Origin of the sequence: Bradyrhizobium sp. RDI18, assembly GCF_043203335.1 — a bacterium.
GTDB classification, from domain to species: Bacteria; Pseudomonadota; Alphaproteobacteria; order Rhizobiales; family Xanthobacteraceae; genus Bradyrhizobium; species Bradyrhizobium retamae.
Map to the genome: position 1 here is coordinate 5,154,243 of NZ_JBICRN010000008.1, position 14,951 is coordinate 5,169,193.

A 14,951-nucleotide genomic window follows, 5' to 3' on the forward strand; every position below is an offset into this window, starting at 1 on the left:
AGGCGGGGCATCCAGTATTCCAGAGAGGGTGAGACAAATCGATATGCCGCGGTGTACTGGATCATCCGCTTTCGCGGATGATGACACCGAACGATGCGGAAAGATTTCACCCCATCTCCGCCACCGCAGCGATGATCCGCGCGATGTCTTGCGGGCGGGACAGACGGTGGTCGCCGTCCTGGATCATGGTCAACACCACGTCCTCGGCCGGCAACCGGTGCGCCAGCGCGAAGGCGTGCTGCCAGGGCACGTCGGGATCCTGCGCACCCTGCAGGATGCGCACGGGGCATCCGACCTCGATGGCGCTGCCGAGCAGGAGATGGTTGCGGCCCTCCTCGATCAGTGCGCGCGTGATCGGATAGGGTGCGCCGTCGCCATACTCCGACGGCCGCATCCACACGCCCTTGGTCCGGATCTCCTCGCGGACCTCGTCGGAGAAGCTATTCCACATCAATTGCTCGGTGAAATCAGGCGCGGGCGCGATCAGCACCAGTCCGGCGAGGCTCGCCTGCGTTGCCTCACGCTCGGCAATGGCGCGCGCCAGCAACAGCGCCAGCCAGCCGCCCATCGATGAACCGATCACAACCTGCGGGCCCCGACAGAACTGCTCGAATACCGCAACGCTCTCTTCCAGCCAGCGCCCGATGGCGCCATCGATGAAAGCGCCGCCCGATTCGCCATGGCCGGAATAATCGAATCTAATACAGGCCCGGCCGTGTTCCGCGGCCCAGGCGTCCAGCGCGAGCGCCTTGGTGCCCCGCATGTCGGAATTGAAGCCACCGAGCCAGAATAGCCCGGGCCCGCTGCCGGCGCGGGCGCGCACCGCGATCCGGCGGCCGGCGGCGCCCTCTCCCACCTCGATAAACGTCGGTTCCTGGTCGATTGGCGCTGAATTTGTCGCTGAATCAGTCATGGATCTGTCACTCTCGCCTTGCCGCTTTGTCCGCGAGCGCGCCCTATCGGTCAAGCACGAGACCGCCCGGCGCTTGCGGATCAGGCCGCCGCGCTATATTTGCCGGACGTGACCGAAATGCCTCGCATTTGACGGTTTTCGGGCGCAGACCGCGAGTTCGCTTGCTGTCTTGAGCGTATTGCTTCAAACTACGGCCCTTCTTTCACAACTTTGGAGAGTTACCCATTCGCCGTCCCAACAGAGCCCCGCCCGCTGCAACCAAAGACGGGCCGCGCACCAATGATGATATCCGCAACGCGCAAATCCAGCTGATCGATCAGAACGGCACCAACCACGGAACGGTCGAGACCGTGGTCGCCATCAAGATGGCGCTCGAGGCGGGTATGGATCTTGTCGAGATTTCGCCGAACAACAATCCTCCCGTTTGTAAGATCATGGACTACGGGAAGTTCAAGTATTCGGCACAGAAGAAAGCCGCCGAGGCGCGCAAGAAGCAGAAGATCGTCGAGATCAAGGAGATCAAGCTGCGGCCGATGATCGACGATCACGATTACGACGTGAAAATGCGCGCCATGCAGCGATTCTTCGAGGAAGGCGACAAGGTCAAGATCACCTTGCGCTACCGTGGCCGCGAAATGGCGCACCAGGAAATCGGTACCAAGCTCCTGGACAAGGTGAAGGCCGACGTCGCCGAATTCGCCAAGGTCGAGCAGGACGCCAGGTTCGAGGGACGCCAGGTCGTGATGGTGCTGGCGCCGCGTTGATGTGAGTGAGTGGAATTGAGGGCGGCCCGTCGGACGATCCGGCGGGCCGCTTCCTTTTCCGAAGGTCAGCTCCGCGTGGCCTGCCAGGTGCCGCTGCAGTAGTCGCCGGTGATAATGCCGCGCCATGCGCCGGCGCCGTAGGCGCCGGCGAGCCGGCCACCGCCGCTCGCCCTGGAAGCGCCAACCGAAACGCGAACCGAAACAGCCCCGGCGCGATTCACCGAGCCCGAAACCCTGCCACCACCAGCCGATGAGACGCGGCCGCCTATCACGGTGAAGGGGACGCTGTAGCCGGACCTGCAATTGCCCCGCGTCGTGGCGAAGACCACGTTCCAGATGCCATCATAGGCTCCCGTGGCCCTGCGCCTGGTCGCGGCGTCGGCGGCGGGCGCCGCCGCTATCGCGGCGAATGCAGCCAATATCGGAAGCCAGCGCATGCTCCGCGGGCGTGGAAAAGCGGCAAAACGGGCAATCGATCGCTGAAAGCGGGCCATTTCTCTCGCTCCGGGCCGGGATGTTGATGATATCAGCGACTTGGTAACGGCACCGCCCCCCGCGGTTCATCGTTGCCATTTGGCGTTTCCTCTGCCATAAGCCCCACCTTCATCGCCCGGCTGATCAAGGGCTGCCGTGTCGATGTCCGTGCGGGTTGCCTCGTTTTTGGGAAAAACCTGAGCACTTTCAACGCTCTAACGAGCATTTTAAGCCGCAAAAGCGCCCCTCGGGCGCGCTTTTCTGCGGCCACAGGAGAGCCAAATGCCCAAGCTGAAGACCAAGTCAGGCGCTAAAAAGCGCTTCAAGGTGACTGCCACCGGCAAAGTGATGCACGCCCAGCGCGGCAAGCGCCACGGCATGATCAAGCGGACGAAGAAGCAGATTCGTCAGCTCCGCGGCACCCGCGTGCTGTTCAAGACCGACGGCGACAACGTCAAGAAGTACTTCTTGCCGAACGCCTGATCGCGTTCACGTCATTACAGCCGAGCCGCGCCCGCGCGGCGATCCCGTCATCTTATTTCTGATCAAGGATACCAGTCATGTCTCGCGTCAAACGCGGTGTGACCGCTCACGCCAAGCACAAGAAAGTCTACAAGGCCGCCAAGGGTTTTTACGGCCGCCGCAAGAACACCATCCGCGCCGCCAAGGCCGCGGTCGAGAAGGCCGGGCAATATGCGTTTCGCGACCGCAAGCGCAAGAAGCGCACCTTCCGCGCACTCTGGATCCAGCGTCTCAATGCCGCCGTGCGTCCGTACGGCATGACCTACAGCGTCTTTATCAACGGCCTCTCGAAGTCGGGCATCACGGTGGATCGCAAAGTGCTGTCGGATCTCGCCATCAACGAGCCGGCGGCGTTCCAGGCGATTGCCGAGAAGGCCAAGGCCGCGCTGGCGGCCTAATTCGCAATCGCTGCGGCGTTCTTGCAATTCCGGTGTCATGCTCCCGCCTTGTGCGCAATTGCGCACCGGGGCGGGGCATCCAGTAACCACCGACCGACATTTTGACTCCGGGGTTACTGGATCATCCGCCTTCCGCCTTCGCTCGTTGAGCTTCGGCGGACAAGTCGCGGATGGTGAGGGTCCCGTTTGGACTGCGAGCGCGCGTTGCCCAAAGGTACCGTCGCCATGTCCGACCTAGCTCAACTCGAATCCCAAATTCTCAGCCAGATCGCCGCCGCCGGCGACGAAGCCGCGCTTGAAGCCGTGCGTGTCGCTGCTCTCGGCAAGAAGGGCTCGATCTCGGCGCTGCTCGCCACCCTCGGCAAGATGTCGCCGGACGAGCGCAAGACGCAAGGCGCCGCGATCAACCTCGCCAAGGACAAGGTTACACAGGCGCTCTCCGCGCGCCGCGACATCCTGAAGTCGGCCGCACTCGATGCCCGGCTTGCCTCCGAGACGATCGACGTCACCTTGCCGTTGCGCGAGACGCCTACCGAGCAGGGCCGCATCCATCCGCTGAGCCAGGTCTTCGAGGAGGTCAACACGATCTTCGCCGATATGGGATTTGCGATCGCCGAGGGTCCTGATATCGAGACCGACGATTACAATTTCACGAAATTGAACTTCCCCGAGGGCCATCCGGCGCGGGAGATGCATGACACCTTCTTCTTCAATCCGAAGGAAGACGGTTCGCGCATGCTGCTGCGGACCCACACCTCGCCGGTGCAGGTGCGCACGATGTTGTCGCAGAAGCCGCCGATCCGCGTGGTTTGCCCGGGCCGCACCTATCGCATCGATTCGGACGCGACCCATACGCCGCAATTCCATCAGGTCGAAGGCCTCGTCATCGACAAGGGCTCGCATCTCGGCCACCTCAAATGGATTTTGCACGAGTTCTGCAAGGCGTTCTTCGAGGTCGACCATATCAACATGCGATTCCGTCCATCGTTCTTTCCGTTCACCGAGCCCTCGCTCGAGGTCGACATCCAGTGCCGGCGCGACAAGGGCGAGATCCGTTTCGGCGAAGGCGAGGACTGGCTGGAGATTCTTGGTTGCGGCATGGTGCATCCGAACGTGCTGCGCGCCTGCGGCATCGACCCCGATGTCTATCAGGGCTTTGCCTGGGGCATGGGCATCGACCGCATCGCGATGCTGAAATACGGCATGTCCGATCTCCGGCAATTGTTCGAGAACGACGTGCGCTGGCTCTCGCATTACGGCTTCAAGCCGCTCGACGTCCCGACGCTGGCGGGGGATTGAGCACGTGAGCCTCGCTGCCGCTGCGAGAGCCCCCACCCTGGCCCTCCCCACGAGCGGGAGAGGGGACAAGAGAAACTATCGTCATGAAATTCACGCTCTCCTGGCTGAAGGAACATCTCGACACCGACGAGCCGCTGGAAAAGCTTGCCGACAAGCTCACCATGATCGGGCTCGAGGTCGAGAGCATCGAGGACAAGGCGAAGGCGCTCGCGCCATTCTCCATCGCGCGGGTGATCTCGGCCGAGCAGCATCCCAATGCCGATCGTCTGCGGGTCTGCATGGTCGATACCGGCAATGGTGCTGCGCCGGTGCAGGTGGTCTGCGGCGCGCCGAATGCGCGCGCGGGGCTTGTCAGCGTGTTCTCTCCGCCCGGCACGTTCATCCCGGGCAAGAACATCACGCTCGGCGTCGGCACTATCCGGGGCGTCGAGAGCCGCGGCATGCTGTGCTCGGCGGCGGAGCTGCAGCTTTCCGAAGACCATGACGGCATCATGGAGCTACCGGCCGATGCGCCGGTCGGCAAGGGTTATGCCGAATGGGCCGGGCTTGGCGATCCCGTGCTCGAAATCAACCTCACGCCGAACCGGCAGGACTGCACCGGCGTGCACGGTATCGCGCGCGATCTGTCTGCCGCCGATATGGGCAAGCTGATCGATCCCGGCATCAGGCCGGTCAAGGGGGAATTCCTCTGCCCGGTGAAGGTCGCCGTCGAAGATGCGACGCTGTGCCCGGGCTTCGCGCTGCGGCTGGTGCGCGGCGTCAAGAACGGTCCCTCGCCGGAATGGCTGCAGAAGCGCCTGACCGCGATCGGGTTGCGGCCGATCAATGCGCTGGTCGACATCACCAACTTCATGACCTACGACCGCGCCCGGCCACTGCATGTGTTCGACGCCAGGAAGGCCACGGGCAATCTCACCGTGCGCCGCGCCAAAGAAGGCGAGAGCCTGCTGGCGCTCGACGGCCGCACCTACACGCTCGATCCCTCGATCTGCGTGATATCGGATGAGCATGGCGTCGAATCGCTCGCCGGCATCATGGGCGGCGAGACTTCCGGCTGCGACGAGAATACGACCGACGTACTGATCGAATCGGCGCTGTGGAACGAGATCAACATCGCGCAAACCGGGCGCAAGCTCGGCATCAATTCGGATGCGCGCTACCGCTTCGAGCGCGGCGTCGATCCGGCCTTCATGGTGCCGGGGCTCGAGCTCGCGACCAAAATGGTGATGGAGCTCTGCGGCGGCACGCCGTCGGAGACCGTGGTCGTAGGCAATGCGTTCGGCGATGATCGCATCATCGATTTCCCGCTCGCCGAGGTGAAGCGCCTCGCGGGCATCGAGGTGCCTCTGGTCGAGATGCGGCGCATCCTCGGCCATCTCGGCTTCATGGTCGCCGGCAACGGCCCGGTGGTGAAGGTCGCCGTTCCCTCCTGGCGCACCGACGTGCACGGCAAGGCCGACATCGTCGAGGAAATCGTCCGCATCGTCGGCGTCGACAAGGTGCCGATGACGCCGTTCGAGCGCGGCGACGAAGCGCGCAAGCCGGTGCTGACCACGATCCAGTCCCGCACCCGCCGCGCCAAGCGCGCGCTGGCCGCACGCGGCATGGTGGAAGCCGTGACGTGGTCGTTCATCCCCAAGCCGCACGCTGAGATGTTCGGCGGCGGTCAGGCCGAGCTCGTGCTCGCCAACCCCATCGCTTCCGATCTCTCCGACATGCGGCCGAGCCTTTTGCCGGGTCTCGTCGCCGCGGCGCAGGCCAATGCCAACCGCGGTTGCTCCGACGTCGCGCTGTTCGAGGTCGGCCAGATCTTTAAGGGCGACAAGCCCGAGAACCAGTTCGTTGCAGCCTCCGGCGTGCGCCACGGCTTTGCGTCGTCGAAGGGCATGGGCCGGCATTGGTCCGGCTCGGCCACAGCAGATGCGCTCGACGCCAAGGCCGATGCGTTCGCGGTGCTCGCGGCAGCCGGCGCGCCGATGCAGGCGCTGCAGATCGTTCCCGGGGGCCCTGCGTGGCTGCATCCGGGTCGTTCCGGCACGATCCAGATCGGACCGCAGAACGTGCTGGGCTATTTCGGCGAACTGCATCCGCGCGCGCTGGAGGCGCTCGGCGCCGATGGCCCGATGATCGCGTTCGAGGTGATCCTTGACCGCATTCCCGATGCCAAGAAGAGGCCGACCCGCGCCAAGCCGCTGCTCGAGCTCTCCGCGTTCCAGCCGGTATCGCGCGATTTTGCCTTCATCGTCGATCGCGCCGTCAAGGCCGGCGATATCGTACGCGCGGCGCAAGGCGCGGACAGGAAGCTGATCACGGATGTAGCCGTATTCGATGTCTATGAAGGCAAGGGCATCGATCCGGGCAAAAAATCGATCGCGATCGCCGTGACGATCCAGCCCCGCGAGAAGACGCTGACGGATCAGGAAATCGACGCAGTAGCGGCGAAGATCGTGGCCGAGGTGACGAAGAAGACCGGCGGCACGTTGCGAGGATGAGCCGACGGGTCTGACGGGATAACCGCACGACGAGCTGCAACCTCTCCCGCTTGCGGGGAGGTCGCATCGCATCTAAAGATGCGATGCGGGTGGGGGCTCTCTCCATTCGAACAGTCTCATTTGTTGCGACACCCCCATCCCAGCCTTCCCCCGCAAGCGGGAGAAGGAGCTCACCTCTGATGCGGTTGCAGCTCAACCCAATCTCAGGCGCTAAAGAATGAACTCGCTTGGCCTGATTCCACCTGACGTCAGCCTCAATGCTGCAATCGCGATCTGCGCGGTCGCCTTCGTCTCGGGAACGGCGCGGGGCTTTTCCGGGTTCGGGGCGGCGCTGATCTTCATGCCGCTGGCCAGCTCGATCGCCGACCCGCGGCTGGTGGCCGCGCTGCTCCTGATCATCGATTTCGTCGCCGCCGCGCCGTTGCTGCCGAATGCGTGGGAGAAGGCTGACCGCAAGGCGACTGCGGTCATAGTGTTGGGCGCGCTGATCGGCGTGCCGATCGGCACCTATTTCCTGAGCCGGTTAGAGCCGGTGACGACGCGCTGGATCATTTCTGTCTTCGTGTTCGCATTGCTGTTGCTGCTGCTCTCGGGCTGGCGTTACCGCGGCAAGGACCACGCGGCGGTCTCGATCGGCATCGGCGGACTATCGGGCTTTTGCAGTGGCCTCGCCCAGACCGGCGGCCCGCCGATCGTCGGCTACTGGCTCGGCCGCCCGGTTCCGTCCGTGATTGCCCGCGCCAACATCGTGCTGTTCTTCGGCGCCTCGGATTTCTTCTCCGCCGTGAGTTACACCGCGACCGGACTGATCACGACAGATGCGATCAAGTTCGCGCTGGTGGTCGGCCCCGTCTACGGCATCGGCGTCTGGTTCGGCGCGTCGCTGTTCGGCAAGGCCAGCGAAGCCGTATTCCGCTCGATCTGTTACGCGCTGATCGCGGCCGCGGTTGTCTTCGGCCTGCCGGCGCTGGATGGAGTGCTGCGGTGACGCAGCTTCGTAGCTGCGTAGGGTGGGCAAAGCGAAGCGTCCCCACCATCCCGCGCGCGGTGCGTGTTGTGGTGGGCACGGCGCAAGCGCGCCTTTGCCCACCCTTGTATTAGCGCGCCATGTTACACTTGTGTTGTTCCGTGAGGAATGGCCCAGCCTGGGTGGCCACCCGGACTGGGCCGCCGATTGATCGGATCAATGCCCACCGAAGCCTAGAGGGCTGTCTTACGTAGCAAGATCGCAGTCGGCACTTCATCGGGACCCGGATGGTTGAAGGAACTTTAGGTTCGCATCACAAGGGAGGGTCGACGAAGATGGCCAAGCGTACCACAATCTGCGCCGGGATCGATACCGGCAAACGCAAGCTGGACGTAGCGATCGATGGCAGCTCCTTGCAGCTGCAAGTCGAGAACACGGCTGAAGGCCACAAGGTGCTGTTGGAGTGGTTGCGGCGCCACAAGGTCAAGCGCATTGGGATCGAGGCGAGTGGCGGCTATGAACTCCCAGTCGTCATCGAGTTGCGGCGCAAGCGGTTCGTTGTGGTGGTGTTTCAACCGGCCCAAGTGCGGGCCTATGCCAAGTTCCACTTGCAGCGCGCCAAGAACGATAAGATCGATGCCGCGCTGATTGCCGCCTGCACTGCTGCGGTCAAGAAGATCCACGCCGCCCCCGATCCCCGGTTGCAGCCGTTTGCCGAACATCTGACGCTGATCGAACAGATCGGAGAGGATATTACGCTGTACAAAAACCGGCTCGAGACCTGCCGCGATCCGCGCATCCAGAAGGTCTGGAAGGAAGAGATTGCCCGCTTAACCAAGCGCGAGAGGGTCGAACGCAAGGCCTTGGTGGCCGCGATCCGCGAGCATCGCGACCTCGCCCAGCGGCTCGATCTGATCCACAGCGTTGGCGGTGCCGGGCTGCCGACCGCGGTCGCGATCCTGGTGCGCATGCCGGAGATCGGCCAGCTCAGCCGCGAGCAAGCTGCCGCGCTCGCCGGGCTTGCGCCCTATGATGATGACAGCGGCGAGCAAATCGGCGCTCGTCACATCGACGGCGGGCGCAAAAGGCTGCGCCGGGCGCTCTATACGGCTGCGCTGCCGGCATCCTTGCGCTGGAATCCGCAGCTTATCGCCCTGTACAGCCGGCTGAGGGCCGCTGGAAAAGAACACAAGCGAGCGCTCATCGCTTGCGCCAGGAAGCTGCTCATCTTCATCAACACGGTCGTCGCCCGTGGCACGCCGTGGCAAGCCAAGCCACCCTCGGCGGCAACGATTGGCGCCTCGCCAGCAAGCTAATCGAGGTTTCTTGGTTCGACCGCAGGACCGTTTCTTCGTCCCGACCTGCCATCCCACCGACGGCGCGCGCAGCCGTCGTCAAGGATGGCCGTCGCTCCAATTTCTCACCACCCACAGCCGCTGCCAGGCCACGCCTTGACGACGGCGAGCCCGCCGTCATCCTGCAACCACGGTCGGACAATCAATCGCACACAATCAATCCGTTTAATGGTTGCTACGGCACCGTTCGCATCACCAGATCGCAATACGCATACCCGTCGCGCTCGACGCGCTCGCCGGTCATCGCCGCAAGTCGTCGCGAAAACATCGGCCCTGCCACGACACAGGTGTGAAACTCGCCATTCTCGCCGCAGGGATCGATACCCTCCGGCAAATCGGCGAGCAGCGTTGCGTCGAATTTGCGACCGGCAAATTCCGCCGGCAGCTTCTTCAGATCGACGGTCGCAATGTGGGCTTCCAGCCCGCTTGCGATCATTGCTCGCGCGAGCTCCGGCGTTGGCCGCTCCCAGAGCGGAAACACCGGCGTGATTCCGGTGCCCGCGAGCTTCTGTTCGCGATAGGTGCGGATGTCAGCCAGAAACAGATCACCGAAGATCATGTGCGTGACGCCGTCGGCAACCGCTTGCGCGACCGCCTCGCCCATCCGCGCCTCGTAGATCTCGTTCGGACAGGGATAGGGTATAGACACGATCCGCTGCGGCAGGCCGGCGGCCTCGCATTGCGCCTGCAAGATTTCCTGCCGCACGCCATGGATCGAGACGCGGCCGAACGTCTCGGTCACGGTGGTCAGCGCGCCGACCACCTCGAATTCGCCCGCGCGCATCACTTCGTGCAGCGCAAAGGCCGAATCCTTGCCGCTCGACCAGGAGATCAGTGCTTTGGGACGGGCCATCAGTTGCTCGGAGACGGTGCGCGCCGCCGCTGCTTCGCCGGCCGCGCCTCCGGCTCGGGATCCTTCAACGCACCGATCCGCCGCAGGGCCGCCTCTGCCGCGCGTTCGCCGCTTTCCCAAGCGCCGTCGATCGTTCCCCACAGCGTTTCATGGGTCGCTTCGCCGGCGAGATACATGCAGCCGATCGGCTCGGTCAGAACCTTTCGCGAGGATTGCCCGCCAGGACCGGCCGCTGACATCGCGCCGAGCGTGAACGGCGCCGCGTTCCAGCGCGTCGCGCTCGATTTCGTCACCGCGGCGGCCGCCTCGCTGCCGTACAGCTTCGTCAGCCATTCCACCGCAAACGCCACCATGGCCTTCTCGCCCTGCGCGGAAAGATCGCGGCCGAACGAGCCGCCGACATCGAGGGTGCAGAGCGACGAGCCGCCGATATTGGCTGATATCAGCGCCGTCCTAGTCGAATTGCTCTGCTCGATGACAACATCGTCACGGGCGAGGCCAAGCGGATTACCGGTCATCTGCAGCGCGATCCGATCGTAGCTGCCGAGACTGAGTTTCGAAGCGGCGTCCAGCATGCGCTTCGGGATGTCGGGCGCGAATTTGATATTGCCGGCCGCCAGCACGTTGCTCGACACTGTGACGACGGCTGCGCGGGCGACGATCTTTCCGGCAGGTGTTTCCACCATGACGTCGCGGTTGCTCCAGACGATGCGATTGGCGGGCGTCGACAGCGCCACCGGCACCTGCTCGCCAAGTTTTGCGATCAGTGTGCCCAGTCCCTGGCGGCAGCCGATCGCGATGTTGCGATCCTGCGCGCGCGACTTGTCGCCGACCGAGACGTCGTTCAGATCCTTGCCAGAGAAGCTGGCCCCCAACACGAATTCCGCCGTGCCCGCCCAGACGCCGAGATCCTTCGGCAGCACGGAAGCACAGGAAACATCGAACCGCCGCGCGGCGTCGTCGATGGCGCGGTTGGCGCGCACCAGCGCCGCCAGAAACTCTTCGGTCTCGCCGGCTCGGGCATTGCGGCGACCGATGCGGATCTTCTGGCCCGATGGCGCGCTCGTGATCTCGAGCCCGGCCGCCCGCGCCAGCTTGATCATCGGATTGGTCTCGGGATTGTGCATCCAGCGCGCGCCGCGGTCGAACGGTACGTCGAAAGTCGAAACGTCGGTCTGGCAGCGGCCGCCGATCTGGCTCGTTGCCTCCACCACAATCACCCTGCGGTTCGCCGCCATGATCCGCCGCGCCGCAGCAATGCCGGCCGCGCCTGCGCCGATCACCACGATGTCGGCATCCCGCGGCAAGGGCGCGGCCCCCGCACGCGCACCAGACAAAACCGGAACTGCCGCCAGGCCTGCGGACGCCGACAGAAAGCTGCGGCGGGTCAATGTCATGTCATGGTTTCCAGGACCTGAAGGACGAGAGAACAGCTAGCGAACTGTGCAGCATCTCACGTGACGCAGCAACACTCATGGTGAATCAATCATGATTGACCGGCATTCCGCATGAACTAAATTGAAACGGCTTGCGACCATGATAAGGAAACAAAAAAAGCGGAAGAAAACCCGCGCTGGGGGAGTTTCATGGGCGTAATGCTCGACACCATCGGCCAATTGATCGCGGGCTACCTGCAGAAGGAAGTCCCGGGCTATGAGCCGTTCACGCCCAGCGACCCCGAACATTTGCGCGGCGTCATCGAGCCCGGCGATGTGCTGCTGGTCGAAGGCAACAACCGGATCTCCGGCATCATCAAATACCTCACGCAGTCGACCTGGTCGCATGGCGCGCTCTATGTCGGCCCGGTTGACGGCGCCACCGAGCCCGACGGCGAGCCGCATGTGCTGATCGAGGCCAATATCGGCGAGGGCGTCACCTCTGCGCCGCTGTCGAAATATTTTCCCTATCACACCCGCATCTGCCGCCCGGTCGGCCTGTCCTACGAGGACCGCACCACGGTGTGCCGCTACGCCATCAACCGGATCGGCTTCGGCTACGACACCAAGAACATCGTCGATTTGATGCGCTATCTGATTCCGTTGCCGATACCGCAACGATGGCGGCGGCGCATGATCGCGTTCGGCTCCGGCGATCCCACCAAGATCATCTGCTCGGCGCTGATCGCGCAGGCCTTCGACGCCGTGCGCTATCCGATCCTGCCGAAGATTACCCGCGCCGCGTCGCGAAAGGCCCGGCGCGAAATCCTGCATATCCGTGATTCCTCGCTCTACATGCCGCGCGATTTCGACATCTCGCCCTATTTCGAAGTCGTCAAACCCACCATCGTGCACGGCTTCGACTACACGGCCCTGCACTGGGCCGACAAGCAGAAGCCGCTCCCGGAGGTAGCGGGCCAATTCGGTGTGTTTCCAGAGGTCAAGTCGCCGCCGCTTGTTCCTGAAGAGATTGACGAAGAGGCGCCGCTTCCGACTGCGGCTGAAGAAGTGACCGTCGAAACCACGATGATCGAACGCGTCACCGTGTCGGAACATTATCTCGCCGTCGAATACGTCCCGGTCCGCGCGCCCGAGCGCCGCATGAGGCGGCGCAGGCCGGAGCCGGTGGCGTAAAAGCACGAACTTGTAGGGTGGGCAAAGCGACGCGTGCCCACCAGCGACCTACACCGCGTCACGCATGGTGGGCACGCTGACGCTTTGCCCACACTACAATCTAAAATCCTCCCGCCAGCGTCAGCCGTACCGCGAGCGGCTCGGCCGGATGAACATGGCGATCGGCGACCCCACCGATCGGCTCGCCCGGCAATCGCGACAGGTAGTAGTACTCGATCTGGTTGGTCTTTGCGTTGAAGAGATTGAGCACGTCGAGCTGCAGCCGCAGGCCATTGCCGAATTTGTAGCCCGCGCGTGCATTGAAGATCAGCGCTGATTGCGAACGGATGCTGTCGTCCTCTATCAGCGGACGCGGGCCGAAATAGCGCCCCCGCAGCGTGCCGAACCAGCCGGCCTCGCCGCCAAATGTCACACCGCCACTCGCGACCCATGCCGGCGCGCCCGGGATGAAGTTTCCGGCCGGATCGACGTCGGTAAACCGGGCGCGGGTGTAAGCGACATCGAAATCGAGCCGCATCCACGGCAGCATTTGATATTGGTTGGTCCATTCCACACCGACGCGCCGGCTGGGCCGGCTCGGTTCGGTGGTGCCGGCATCGCCGACGAACAGCAGCTCGGAATCGAAATTCAGCACGAACACCGCAAGCGAGCTGGTAAGGCCTTCAATCGCTTTGCTGCGGATGCCGATCTCGCCGCCCCTCGATCGCACCAGCAGCGGCACGCGATCCTGCGGTGTCACTTTGTCGATCGGATCGACGGTGATGGTTGCGCCTCTGATATCGTTGGAGTGCAGGCCGTAGCCCGCATTCCCGTAGAACTCGGTTCGATACCATGGCCCCAGCACAAACCCGGCCTTGGGGCTCGCCATCGACGCCTGCGCGTTGCCGGAATTTTGCGGCGTATCGCTCAGCACCCTTCCCGCGAAATAATCCTCGCGGATGCCGACCGTGGTGCGCAGCCAGTCGGTCCAGCGCGCCGTCGTGTCGGCCCAAAGGCCAACGTTGCCTTCCCTCACGCTGTCTTCGCGAACGGTCGAAAGCATCTCGCGCTGCAACGTCTTGAACAGGCCGACACGGATATCATCGCCCCGCGTCTGCAGTCCGATGCGGGTCTGCGTTTCGATCCCGCCCACGCGCACATCGAATGCGTGGCTGGCGTTAAGGCCATAGACCGTGCGCCGGTCCATCTGGCTGAACTGATCGCCATTGGCGGGATCGTCGAGAAAATAGGTAAAGTTGTTGTAGAGCCGCAGCGACGAGTTGATCACATAGGCGTTGACCTTGCTCTGCCCGTATTCGCTCGACTGCGCCCACTCGCTCGACAGCGAAAATCGGCTCGAGACACCGCCATCGGTCGGATCGAGCGTCCCGAACCGGCCGATCACGCCCTGGTCGATCGCGCGCTGCGCCACCTGGTCGGTCGAATTCCAGCCGTTCGAATAGGCCATGGCCGACAGCGTAAAGCCGTCGGTGGCAGTGCCCTGGCTGTAGCGCAACACGCCGTTCAGCTTGCGCACATTGTCAGGTACGTCCCACGGTCCGTCATTCCTCACGCCCTCGAAGGCGGCAAGCAACGTGCCCGCGCCGACCGTCGTCGACCCCGCCGCAAGCGCGCGGCGATAGCCAAAGCTGCCAAACGTCAGTTCGGCGATGTTCTTCGGCAGCCCGTTGATATAGTTGATGGCAACGGAGCCCGCGGAGGCAAAGTCGCCCTGGTCGGCGAAGTAAGGCCCCTTGCGGACAGTGACCGATTGCACCAGCTCCGGAATCAGAAAATTGATATCGGCATAGCCCTGGCCGTGACCATGGCTCGGCATGTTGACCGGCATCCCGTCAACGCTGATGGCGAGATCGGTGCCGTGATCGAGATTGAAGCCGCGCAGAAAATACTGGTTGGCTTTGCCCTCGCCAGAATGCTGGGTAACGATCAGCCCCGGCACCACCTCCAGCGCCTCGCCGACGCGCGAAAAAGGCCGGGCGTTGAGCTCCGTGCCGCTGATTGTCATGGCGCTGGCTGCGGTCGGCTGCAGGTATGCCGGCCCCGCCGTCGCGGACCCGGACGTCACGCCACCGCCGACCGGCTGCAGAACAGGTGCGCTCGGCTGAACGGCGGAGGAATTTCGTGCGGCTTGGTGATTGCGCGGCGGCTTGGCCCAGTTGCGCGGTCGCGCTTCGGGAGGACTGATGGTCACAGCAGGAAGCCGGTCGGCCCCTGCGGCAGCGACGCTCTGCGCGTTCTCCGACGACACCATCGCGAGCAGTAATGCGGCGGCGGAAAATGCCCCCAAGCAGATCGACGCAACGCTCATGCCCCTGCATGATAACTGCTACAATCGGCGCGCGAC

At 63.8% G+C, this 14,951-nt stretch carries 13 protein-coding genes; 8 read left to right on the plus strand and 5 right to left on the minus strand.

Features of this window, described 5'->3' with window-relative positions:
* Positions 1–106: 106 nt before the first annotated feature.
* Positions 107–913 (minus strand): alpha/beta hydrolase, encoded by an 807-nt coding sequence (locus tag ACFXS9_RS33980; RefSeq protein WP_392696824.1) that lies wholly within the window; start codon positions 911–913, stop codon positions 107–109.
* 224 nt (positions 914–1,137) lie between these two features.
* On the opposite strand from ACFXS9_RS33980, the gene infC reads away from it, so the two are divergent.
* Positions 1,138–1,677 carry a translation initiation factor IF-3 gene (gene infC, locus ACFXS9_RS33985; RefSeq protein WP_028347926.1) on the plus strand — a complete coding sequence of 180 codons (540 nt, stop codon included), beginning with the start codon at positions 1,138–1,140 and terminating at the stop codon, positions 1,675–1,677.
* Positions 1,678–1,742: 65 nt separating this feature from the next.
* On the opposite strand, the gene ACFXS9_RS33990 is transcribed toward infC, so the two are convergent.
* Positions 1,743–2,171: a hypothetical protein gene (locus ACFXS9_RS33990; protein ID WP_392696827.1), complete on the minus strand. Its 429-nt coding sequence runs from the start codon at positions 2,169–2,171 to the stop codon at positions 1,743–1,745.
* Positions 2,172–2,433: 262 nt separating this feature from the next.
* On the opposite strand from ACFXS9_RS33990, the gene rpmI reads away from it, so the two are divergent.
* From rpmI to ACFXS9_RS34020, 6 genes are all read left to right on the plus strand, one after another.
* Complete coding sequence (gene rpmI, locus ACFXS9_RS33995) at positions 2,434–2,634, plus strand: 50S ribosomal protein L35 (RefSeq protein WP_008539890.1); 201 nt, start codon at positions 2,434–2,436, stop codon at positions 2,632–2,634.
* Between the two features lie 77 nt (positions 2,635–2,711).
* A complete protein-coding gene (gene rplT / locus ACFXS9_RS34000) occupies positions 2,712–3,071 on the plus strand; it encodes a 50S ribosomal protein L20 (protein ID WP_028347928.1) in 360 nt (119 codons plus the stop codon).
* Positions 3,072–3,296: 225 nt separating this feature from the next.
* A complete protein-coding gene (gene pheS / locus ACFXS9_RS34005) occupies positions 3,297–4,370 on the plus strand; it encodes a phenylalanine--tRNA ligase subunit alpha (protein WP_392696838.1) in 1,074 nt (357 codons plus the stop codon).
* 83 nt (positions 4,371–4,453) lie between these two features.
* Complete coding sequence (pheT, locus tag ACFXS9_RS34010; RefSeq protein ID WP_392696841.1) at positions 4,454–6,862, plus strand: phenylalanine--tRNA ligase subunit beta; 2,409 nt, start codon at positions 4,454–4,456, stop codon at positions 6,860–6,862.
* A 217-nt stretch (positions 6,863–7,079) separates the two neighbouring features.
* The gene (locus tag ACFXS9_RS34015; RefSeq protein WP_392696844.1) at positions 7,080–7,850 is read left to right on the plus strand and encodes a sulfite exporter TauE/SafE family protein; all 771 of its coding nucleotides are present in this window, start codon (positions 7,080–7,082) and stop codon (positions 7,848–7,850) included.
* Between the two features lie 314 nt (positions 7,851–8,164).
* Positions 8,165–9,145 (plus strand): IS110 family transposase, encoded by a 981-nt coding sequence (locus ACFXS9_RS34020; protein WP_392695954.1) that lies wholly within the window; start codon positions 8,165–8,167, stop codon positions 9,143–9,145.
* A gap of 214 nt (positions 9,146–9,359) precedes the next feature.
* Here the strand turns inward: ACFXS9_RS34020 and ACFXS9_RS34025 are convergent, their stop codons facing one another.
* Positions 9,360–10,037: an ATP-binding protein gene (locus ACFXS9_RS34025; RefSeq protein ID WP_392696847.1), complete on the minus strand. Its 678-nt coding sequence runs from the start codon at positions 10,035–10,037 to the stop codon at positions 9,360–9,362.
* Entirely contained in the window at positions 10,037–11,434 is a 1,398-nt protein-coding gene (locus ACFXS9_RS34030) for a flavin monoamine oxidase family protein (RefSeq protein ID WP_392696849.1), read from the minus strand. The genes ACFXS9_RS34025 and ACFXS9_RS34030 overlap by 1 nt, the downstream gene beginning before the upstream one ends.
* 189 nt (positions 11,435–11,623) lie before the next feature.
* Here ACFXS9_RS34030 and ACFXS9_RS34035 point away from each other — a divergent pair, with 189 nt between their 5' ends.
* The gene (locus tag ACFXS9_RS34035; protein ID WP_392696852.1) at positions 11,624–12,607 is read left to right on the plus strand and encodes a YiiX/YebB-like N1pC/P60 family cysteine hydrolase; all 984 of its coding nucleotides are present in this window, start codon (positions 11,624–11,626) and stop codon (positions 12,605–12,607) included.
* 100 nt (positions 12,608–12,707) lie between these two features.
* Here the strand turns inward: ACFXS9_RS34035 and ACFXS9_RS34040 are convergent, their stop codons facing one another.
* Positions 12,708–14,915, minus strand: coding sequence for a TonB-dependent receptor (locus ACFXS9_RS34040; RefSeq protein ID WP_392696855.1), 2,208 nt, complete (start codon positions 14,913–14,915; stop codon positions 12,708–12,710).
* Positions 14,916–14,951 lie beyond the last annotated feature (36 nt).

What these genes read in the sequence shown, in the direction of transcription:
- ACFXS9_RS33980 (WP_392696824.1), bottom strand. Translation starts at nt 913, where the DNA reads ATGACTGATTCAGCGACAAATTCAGCGCCAATCGACCAGGAACCGACG.
- ACFXS9_RS33990 (WP_392696827.1), bottom strand. Translation starts at nt 2,171, where the DNA reads ATGGCCCGCTTTCAGCGATCGATTGCCCGTTTTGCCGCTTTTCCACGC.
- rpmI (WP_008539890.1), top strand. Translation starts at nt 2,434, where the DNA reads ATGCCCAAGCTGAAGACCAAGTCAGGCGCTAAAAAGCGCTTCAAGGTG.
- rplT (WP_028347928.1), top strand. Translation starts at nt 2,712, where the DNA reads ATGTCTCGCGTCAAACGCGGTGTGACCGCTCACGCCAAGCACAAGAAA.
- pheS (WP_392696838.1), top strand. Translation starts at nt 3,297, where the DNA reads ATGTCCGACCTAGCTCAACTCGAATCCCAAATTCTCAGCCAGATCGCC.
- pheT (WP_392696841.1), top strand. Translation starts at nt 4,454, where the DNA reads ATGAAATTCACGCTCTCCTGGCTGAAGGAACATCTCGACACCGACGAG.
- ACFXS9_RS34015 (WP_392696844.1), top strand. Translation starts at nt 7,080, where the DNA reads ATGAACTCGCTTGGCCTGATTCCACCTGACGTCAGCCTCAATGCTGCA.
- ACFXS9_RS34020 (WP_392695954.1), top strand. Translation starts at nt 8,165, where the DNA reads ATGGCCAAGCGTACCACAATCTGCGCCGGGATCGATACCGGCAAACGC.
- ACFXS9_RS34025 (WP_392696847.1), bottom strand. Translation starts at nt 10,037, where the DNA reads ATGGCCCGTCCCAAAGCACTGATCTCCTGGTCGAGCGGCAAGGATTCG.
- ACFXS9_RS34030 (WP_392696849.1), bottom strand. Translation starts at nt 11,434, where the DNA reads ATGACATTGACCCGCCGCAGCTTTCTGTCGGCGTCCGCAGGCCTGGCG.
- ACFXS9_RS34035 (WP_392696852.1), top strand. Translation starts at nt 11,624, where the DNA reads ATGGGCGTAATGCTCGACACCATCGGCCAATTGATCGCGGGCTACCTG.
- ACFXS9_RS34040 (WP_392696855.1), bottom strand. Translation starts at nt 14,915, where the DNA reads ATGAGCGTTGCGTCGATCTGCTTGGGGGCATTTTCCGCCGCCGCATTA.